This is a genomic window from Mycobacterium sp., from assembly GCF_049281135.1.
GTDB lineage: Bacteria > Actinomycetota > Actinomycetes > Mycobacteriales > Mycobacteriaceae > Mycobacterium.
In genome coordinates, this window is the sequence record NZ_JBAPRN010000156.1 from 1 (window position 1) to 8,090 (window position 8,090).

An 8,090-nucleotide genomic window follows, 5' to 3' on the forward strand; every position below is an offset into this window, starting at 1 on the left:
AACAGGACCTCGTCGGTGTCCTCTTCGAACGCAACACGCGTGAAATCGAAGAGCAAGTCCGGACCGCGATCGCCAATATCGCCGACCCTGCCGAATGCCTGAAAGAGCTGGTTCGTCTGCAAGCCGATGCGGCGGTACAGATGCGTTACTCGATGCCGGTCTTCTTCGGCGGCGGCGACTTGCCCAAGGATGTCCTTGCGCGATGGCACAGCTGGAGTCGCCGATTTGAAAAGATGTGGCTTTCTGTGGTCGAGGCCAATATGGCAGCAGGATATATCGAGAAGGCAGACCCGGTTATTACCACACGTTTAATACTCGGGATGATTCTCTGGGTGTCGCGGTGGTACCGACCTAATGAAAAGATAACGTCCGCACAGATCGCCGAAGAAGCCGTGAGGTTGTTGCGGTTAGGGTATGTGCCCGCCGAAACGGCGCAGCGCAAGTCCGGTGCGCCACAGCGGCGTCGGCGCAAATCGAGTGGCTGACTGTCCGTGATCGACCGCCGATGGACAGGCGAGATCGGCTGACGCAGCGTGCGGCGCCTCCGGCGGCAGCCAGAGCGTCCGGTCGGTCACCGGCTATGTGCACGACCGTTCTCCCCGCGCGGCGGTCAGCAGTAACAGTCGCGTCGTCGATTCACCAGTTCACAGTGTCGCCATCAGCCATGATGGCGTCGACGGCGAACGAGTTCCCCGGTGATCATCGCGCCAGGAGATGTTGCGCTGACCCGGAGATCTGCCGTATATTGAGACGCGATAGTTCAAAAAAGCCGGTTGATGACACGATGCCAGGAAGGTTCGCCTCCGGCGCGGGCCGCGGGCGCGTCGTGACTCGAAGGTCCGAGGCGGAGGAACGTTTATGACCACTGCCATGTCGGCGCCCTGGGACAGGGTTCCCAACTGGTTTGAGAGGCTTCAGGCAGCGCTGGAAGATGCCAACATCCCGACGTTGCTGCTTGTCTTGCAGCATCTCACCGGTAGCAGCAAGTGGACTCGCCCACCTTATCGGCCGGTGCGAGGAAAGCCATTGGACGACAACGACTCCGGCGGTCTTTCACTCGAACTTCAGGCTGACGTACGGGCGTCGGCGCTAGATGCGGTCATCGCATTTTTTGAAGGGCGACTCCAACCTGTCACTCCTTCCCCAGACGAGGTTACGCGCATGCTCAGCTGCGCGATGGTGGAAGAGGTACCGGTCGAATACGGCGAACTGCTCTCCGAGGAAATGGGTTTCATTTCACGTGACGTCGAGATATCCGCTGGGTCAATCCCCGGGGACTTTTGCGTCGTAATCATCGGAGCAGGCTTGTCGGGGCTCTGCATGGCAACGAAACTCGCAGCGGCCGGTGTCAACTTCGTTGTGCTGGAAAAAGATGAAGATCTGGGTGGCACCTGGCTGGAGAACGTTTATCCCGGCTGTGGCGTGGACACACCCGGTCATCTGTACGCTTTCTCGTTTGCGCCAAATCCAGACATAACGACCTACTTCGCCAAGCGAAACGAGGTGGAGGGCTATATCCAGCGGGTCGCTTCCGAATTCGATGTCAAGCGGCACGTCCGATTCAGCACCGAGGTGGTGCGTGCACGATACGAAACCACCACCGCGACATGGTGCATCGACATCAGAGACGCCAACGGTGACGTGGAGTCGCTTACGGCTAACGTCTTGGTCAGCGCCGTAGGCATGGTGAACCGGCCATCGGTTCCGCCCATCCCGGGTCTGGACGAATTCCCCGGACCGGTCATGCATACCGCGGCGTGGGATACCTCGGTCGACCTGACCGACAAGCACGTCGCTGTGATCGGGACTGGTGCCAGCGCAATGCAAGTGGTGCCGTCCATCGTCGATACCGCCAGGCATGTGAACGTCTTTCAGCGATCGAAGCAATGGGCGGTGCCACATCCCAACTACCATCGCGCGGTCAAAGAAACCGTCCGCTTCTTGATGAACGAGGTTCCCTTCTACCTTCAGTGGTATCGGCTTCGCTCGTTCTGGAACTTCAGCGACCGACTGCACTCGGCGCTGCAGATCGATCCGAACTGGCCTCATCCGGAGCGCGCTGTCAACGAAGCTAACGATCGCCACCGGGTATTCCTCACCAGGTACATCACGGGGCAGCTTGGCGACCGGACCGATTTGCTGGATGCGTGCCTGCCGGAGTATCCGCCTTACGGTAAGCGCCCGTTAATCGACAATCGCTGGTACCAGACGATGTGCCGCGACGATGTCACGCTGCTGACCGAAGCTGTAGCCAAGGTGAGCGGTGAGACCGTCGTGACCGGCTCGGGAGTTGCAGTACCGTCCGACGTGATCGTGCTGGCAACTGGCTTCAAGGTTCTGCAGTTCCTCTGGCCGATGGACATCGTCGGAAAATCCGGCACGACGCTGCGCGAGCGGTGGGGTGTCGACGATGCCCAGGCATACCTTGGGGTGACCGTCCCGGACTTTCCGAACTTCTTCATCGTCAACGGTCCGAACACCAACGCCGGCCACGGCGGAAGTGCGATCCACGCCACCGAATTTCAGGTCCGCTACATCATGCAGGCGATCCGACATCTGGCGGTCAACAGGGCCGCCGCAGTCGAGGTGCATCTTGACGTGTTCGAACGCTACAACGAAGAGCTCGATGAAGCCTTGGCGCACTGCATCTGGTCGCACAAGGGGATGACGACGTACTACCGCAATGATGCTGGCCGCATCGTTGTGAGCAGTCCGTGGAAGTACGTCGACTACTGGGAACGGCTTCGCGAGTTCGACCCGAGTGACTATCACGAGGTGACGGCCTCATCGGAGGCTGCTGAGTTGTACGCCTAGGCGACCCCGATGATGCGCGGGTGATGGGGGTGATGATCGATGGTTGCTGACACCGGAGCCATTTTCGCAACCAGCCAAGAGGAACAAGCGATTCGCGATGCGGTCCACGCTATCGTCGACTCGTTTGGGCCCGACTATTACCAGCAACAGGTCGACGATGGCGCGAATTGCGGAGAACTCTGGAATGCGCTGGGCACCAAGGGTTACCTGGGTGTGCATCTGCCCGAGAAGTACGGTGGCGGGGGACTGGGACTGCGCGAGCTGGCGATTGTCGTTCAGGAAACCGCTCTTGGTGGGTGTCCGCTACAGGCGATGCTGTTCTCGGCAGGAGTCACCGGAACCATTCTGAATCGCAGCGCCAGTGACGAGCAGAAGTCCCGGTGGCTACCGGGGGTCGCCGCCGGCGAAACACGTTTGTCCTTCGCGATTACCGAGCCCGATGCCGGGTCGAACGCCCACCGGATCTCCACAGTGGCCCGCCGCGAGGGTGAGCGCTACCTCATCAACGGCCAGAAGGTGTTCATCACCGGTATGGAGTCGGCACAGTGGGTGATGGTCGTGGCACGCACCACGGTCGACGAACACACCGGGCGCGGACGCCTATCGGTCTTCATGGTCAGGACCGATACGCCGGGCTTGTCGTGGACGCCGATCCGGACGGTGATGAACCAGCCTGACAAGAGCCATCAGGTCTTCTTCGATGATGTCGAAGTTCCGGCCGCGAACTTGGTCGGCCCAGAGAACAAAGGGCTAGCGGTGGCCTTCACCGGACTCAACACCGAGCGAATATTGACCAGTTCAATTTGCACCGGAGTGGGACACTACGCGCTGCGGAAAGCGGTTGCTTACGCCAACCAGCGGCGGGTATGGGACCAGCCGATCGGTGCGCATCAGGCGATCGCCCATCCGTTGGCCGCCGCCCACATCCATCTGCAAGCTGCCCAGTTGGTGACCGACCGCGCCTGCGAACTCCACGACTCAGGCGCTGAGGTCGGCGAGTTGGCCAACATGGCGAAATATCTTGGGGCCGCAGCTGGCCTGGAGGCGCTTGATGCAGCCGTTTCCGTGCACGGCGGCAACGGGATCACCTACGAGTACCAGCTGGCGCCCTACTTCTGGCTGCTGCGCATGCTCAACATGGGGCCTGTCTCCAAGGAGATGATCCTGAACTTCGTGGCCGAACATTCTCTCGGGCTGCCGCGCTCATACTGAACGTCGGCGTCCCGCGCGACGGCGCCATTGGTTCGGAACTGTCGGAAGCGCCGGAAGGCCACCAACATTGAAGCCAGGTAAGTCCTTTGGTACCCGCTGGTGGTCATGGATTCCGGCCGGGTCGCCGTCGGAGCGTGGGTCTAGCCGATGGCGATGCCATCGAACAGGATCGTGGTGAGTTCGACGGCCAGCGTGTGAGTGTCGCGAGAGCCGTGGCGGCCCAGGTGGGCGTCGACGGCCATCATGAAGCCGAGCCCGATCACGATGCGGGCGAACAGCTCCTCGTCGAAGTCCTTGTGAATCCAGTCGCCGATTGTGGCGCGGGTGAGTGCGGCGATGCTGGCGAACGCGGCCTCGATGTGCTCACGGTAGAAGTGCCGGCCGCGGTCCTGGTCGGCAAAGAGCACGACCCCGAGCAGCGGTGCGATTTCGCTCATCGCTCGCAATAGATCCTCGAAGAAGATCATGGTCCGCTCGCGCATCACCGCCGTCCCAGTGCCCTGAGGCTCGTCGGGCCAGGGGCGTTCGATGATGTTTTTGACCGCGGTGCGCATCGGTTCGGCGACCGCGGCCTCGAAAAGATCCTCCTTGCTGTCGAAGTGACGGTAGAGCATCGCGTCGTTGACACCGGCGCGGACGGCGATCGTCCGGATCTTGGTCCCGGCGTAGCCGGTGCGGGTGAACTCCTCGCGGGCGGCGCCGATGATCACCTCGCGCCGTTCCTCGGCGCGGAGCCGTGTCTTGGGGCCTGTCATGTGCCCAAGGATACGGAGTCAGCGCCGACTTGATAAGTAAGTAAACGCCGACTACGCTTCGAGGACGATTCAATCCAGCCGTAGGAGAGGTCGATATGTCCGAACGACGCGCATTGGAAGTCGCGGTTCCGGTTGGTTTTATGCGGTATCTGCCGCCAGCGAGCCTGTCGCAGGAGGCCGCGGCGCTGCACGCAAGCGGTCTGGTCGACTACATACAGACCTATGACCAGATCACGGGATGGCTGCCCCGGTCGTTGTGGAAGCCGGAATACGTGCCCGCCGCGGCGCTGCTCCCGGACGGCGATTCGATCCATGACACGTTCGCCCTGACTGCGGCGATGCTGGCGCACAACCCGGAGGCCGGCGCTTGCATGAGCACGGACGCGATCCGTCGCGGTCCAGTCGAGCTCGCCCAGACGGTGCTGACGCTCGGCACGCTGACCAGTGGGAAGGTGATGGTGCAGATCGGCGGGGGCGAGGTCCGGCAAGTCAGCCCCGGGGGATGGAAACGCTCCCAAGGGCTCTCGAGCTTGGAAGACCAGTTGCGGTCTTGGCGCGCCCTGTGGGACGCGCACGAGCCCGTCTCGATGGAGGGCAACAGATGGAACCTCGATGACTGCTATCTCGGGATGCAGCGTCCGATCCGACAGCCGATCGTGTGGACGGTCGGCGGCGGCCCGCGGCTGATGGATCTCACCACCAGCTACGCCGACGGGGTCAACGTCGCGATTCCCGCCGTCCAGGCCTACCCGCGATCGCACGGCGAATGGATCCGGGGTGTCAAAGCCGGACTCGCGGACAAGGGACGCGACCCCGACGACTTCGGGTTCGGGGGCTGGGCTGTGATCCTCTGTCACGAGGACGAGAACGTGATCGACAGAGCGCTGGATAACCCGGTAGTCCGCTGGGAGGCGGCGATCTGGGGGCGGTTCAACAATGCCGACTGGGCCAAGGAGGGCATCGAGTCGGCCTTCCCAGCGGATTGGCACTACGCGATGAAATTCAAGCCGATGAAGATCTCGGCCCCGGAGGCGCAGGAGATCCTTGGTCGCACCAGCCGCCAGATGGCGGAGAAGTGCATGCTGCACGGCACGCCGGCGCAGATCGCCGAGCAGCTCAAGGCATTCGTGGATCAGGGCGTGAACTGGTTGAGCCTGACCGACTTCCTGCCGATCGTGCTCGACCCCGAGGATGCCGCGCGCAGTCACGAGCGAGTGCTCGAAATCGCCAGCATCCTCAAGGACTACGACCAGCACCGTCAGGTCAACGAGCGCGTTGCCGAGGCATTGCCGGTCGGGGCCGAACGATGAGGGCACGACAGAAATACAACCGGGTTCAGACATACGCATCAGACGTTGTAACGGTGGCCGCTGAGGACTATTGGCGGCTAATGACCGATTGGCCCGCGATCCTCGACTGGATGCGTGAGGAGCGCCGGCCGGTCCCGCTCATCCGCGTCGAGCTCGAGCCGGGCCACGAGGTCGGACGCTTGCCATGCACGCGCAACTGTCACTTCGACACCGGCCAGCTCCCACCCGGCATCGCGGTGCCCGAGTGTGTGCCCGAAACGCTGTTGCACTGCGATCCGGTCGCCCGGTTCCTCTACTACAACATGGAGGGCGAGGGCCCGTTCGGGATGCGCAATTACCTCGCGATGACCGAGGTCGACGATCTCGGCGGTGGGCGCACGCGTGTGACATGCCGCGGTCGGTTCGATCTTCCTACTGACGCGCCCGAGGCGATGGTCAAGCCGTTCATCGAGGGCATCTACGACTCGATCATCCACGACATCGCGGCAACGGTGGCCGCGCGTGCCTGAGCGGCCGTGATCGAGCGCGCAACCGGCCGTTCTACCGGAACGGTCCGCTCCCGCCGACCCTTGTGAGGTGATCGTGAACGCTGATCGCACCGGGACATCGACCAAGCTGCCTACCGATGCGCCGATCGAGCCCATGACTACTCGGCCGGTCAAACTCTGGGCTCTCATCGGCTGCCTGATGTGGATTTTCCAGGTAGTTGTATTGGTGAAGTGGCTGACTGGGCCGTTCTTCGAGCCAGTTCCATCGGGACCTGTCGATCCGCCCACATCGATGAAGATCGCGATCGTCACATTCCTTTGTGTCGAGTGGACGTTGTTCGCCGTACTCGGCTACCGATGGGTGATTAGACCCATCGTTCGAGATCGACGGTTGTCGTTCGACGGGATGATGTTCATCTGCTGGTGCGCGTGGTACTGGTTTTGGGATCCGTTCGGCAACTACCTCAGCATCACCTACAGCTACAACGCGTGGGTGCCCAACATGGGTTCGTGGACGAACGATATCCCCGGGTGGAATACACCGGGGTCACCCGGTGCGCAGGTGCCCGAGCCATGGCTGTTCACCGGAGGTCTTTACGGCACCGTGATCGTCGCGACATCGATGCTTGGGTGTGCCATCATGCGAACCCTGCGACGGCGATATCCGGGGCTGGGCACGGCTGGGCTGCTCGTCAGCACCTACGTGATATTTGTTGTGTTAGCAACGCTTTTGGAACTCTTGTGGATGCGCGTTGGCTTCTACACCTACCTTGCCACCCCATCAGATCTCCCTGTTTTCTTCCCAAACACCTACTACAAGTACCCCTTCGTCGAGGGCATGTTCTTTGCGGGGATGCTGACGTCCATGGCTTATCTGCGATGGTCGATCAACGACCGCGGCGAATCGGTCGCTGAACGCGGTATCGCGACCATGCGAATCGCCAACGGACCGAAGTCGGGTATCCGGTTAATGTCCATCGTGGGATTCACCAATGTGATTGTGTTCCTCGTCTTCTACGTGCCCTACCTGCTGATCTGGAGTCCGCACCCGGAAAAGGTCCCACTCGACATCCAGCGACGCTCTTACTTCATGAACGGGTTGTGCGGACCGGAGACAAATATCGCCTGCCCAGACAAGAACGTCCCGCTGTTCAGGGAAGGCTCCGTCACGATCACGCCTGATGGCAAACTCCATCTCCCCGACGGCGTCCAGTTGCCCAGCGGACCAACTACTTTCGACGAAGCGAAACGTCTCTATGAAGAAGGGCGGCGATGATGGATCGCGACACATTGCAGGGAAGTCTATGTTGGGCAGTCGCGGCCACACTGGGAGTCGTCATCGCGATTATCATCGTCACCAGTGTTGTCACGTGGGCAACCGCCTGACGCAAAGCGCACCATCGAAAACCCTTGGGACGGCACCATATGTCGAGGTCCGTTGAAGTCGGTCTGAACTAGGCCACTGCCGTCGTCGACTTCGCTCTACTCATGTCGCGCTATTCTGATCGGCT

At 61.4% G+C, this 8,090-nt stretch carries 7 protein-coding genes; 6 read left to right on the forward strand and 1 reads right to left on the reverse strand.

Annotation, left to right across the window (positions count from 1 at the left end; genetic code table 11):
- The 3 genes from WAN02_RS06440 to WAN02_RS06450 form a co-directional block, all read left to right on the forward strand.
- A partial coding sequence (locus WAN02_RS06440) for a hypothetical protein (protein ID WP_422263337.1) occupies positions 1–485 on the forward strand: 485 nt, incomplete at its 5' end.
- A gap of 373 nt (positions 486–858) precedes the next feature.
- Positions 859–2,814 carry a flavin-containing monooxygenase gene (locus WAN02_RS06445; RefSeq protein ID WP_422263338.1) on the forward strand — a complete coding sequence of 652 codons (1,956 nt, stop codon included), beginning with the start codon at positions 859–861 and terminating at the stop codon, positions 2,812–2,814.
- A 39-nt stretch (positions 2,815–2,853) separates the two neighbouring features.
- Entirely contained in the window at positions 2,854–4,026 is a 1,173-nt protein-coding gene (locus WAN02_RS06450; RefSeq protein ID WP_422263339.1) for an acyl-CoA dehydrogenase family protein, read from the forward strand.
- Positions 4,027–4,166: 140 nt separating this feature from the next.
- Here the strand turns inward: WAN02_RS06450 and WAN02_RS06455 are convergent, their stop codons facing one another.
- Complete coding sequence (locus WAN02_RS06455) at positions 4,167–4,781, reverse strand: TetR/AcrR family transcriptional regulator (RefSeq protein WP_422263340.1); 615 nt, start codon at positions 4,779–4,781, stop codon at positions 4,167–4,169.
- A 95-nt stretch (positions 4,782–4,876) separates the two neighbouring features.
- Here WAN02_RS06455 and WAN02_RS06460 point away from each other — a divergent pair, with 95 nt between their 5' ends.
- The 3 genes from WAN02_RS06460 (at position 4,877) to WAN02_RS06470 (ending at position 7,855) form a co-directional block, all read left to right on the forward strand.
- Positions 4,877–6,091: an LLM class flavin-dependent oxidoreductase gene (locus tag WAN02_RS06460; RefSeq protein WP_422263341.1), complete on the forward strand. Its 1,215-nt coding sequence runs from the start codon at positions 4,877–4,879 to the stop codon at positions 6,089–6,091.
- Positions 6,088–6,600 carry an SRPBCC family protein gene (locus tag WAN02_RS06465; RefSeq protein WP_422263342.1) on the forward strand — a complete coding sequence of 171 codons (513 nt, stop codon included), beginning with the start codon at positions 6,088–6,090 and terminating at the stop codon, positions 6,598–6,600. Before WAN02_RS06460 ends, WAN02_RS06465 begins: the two co-directional genes overlap by 4 nt.
- A gap of 67 nt (positions 6,601–6,667) precedes the next feature.
- Positions 6,668–7,855, forward strand: a complete 1,188-nt coding sequence (locus WAN02_RS06470) for a spirocyclase AveC family protein (protein ID WP_422263343.1) — start codon at positions 6,668–6,670, stop codon at positions 7,853–7,855.
- Positions 7,856–8,090: the final 235 nt, after the last annotated feature.

Coding starts and splice junctions, on each gene's coding strand:
- WAN02_RS06445 (WP_422263338.1), top strand. CDS start 859: ATGACCACTGCCATGTCGGCGCCCTGGGACAGGGTTCCCAACTGGTTT.
- WAN02_RS06450 (WP_422263339.1), top strand. CDS start 2,854: ATGGTTGCTGACACCGGAGCCATTTTCGCAACCAGCCAAGAGGAACAA.
- WAN02_RS06455 (WP_422263340.1), bottom strand. CDS start 4,781: ATGACAGGCCCCAAGACACGGCTCCGCGCCGAGGAACGGCGCGAGGTG.
- WAN02_RS06460 (WP_422263341.1), top strand. CDS start 4,877: ATGTCCGAACGACGCGCATTGGAAGTCGCGGTTCCGGTTGGTTTTATG.
- WAN02_RS06465 (WP_422263342.1), top strand. CDS start 6,088: ATGAGGGCACGACAGAAATACAACCGGGTTCAGACATACGCATCAGAC.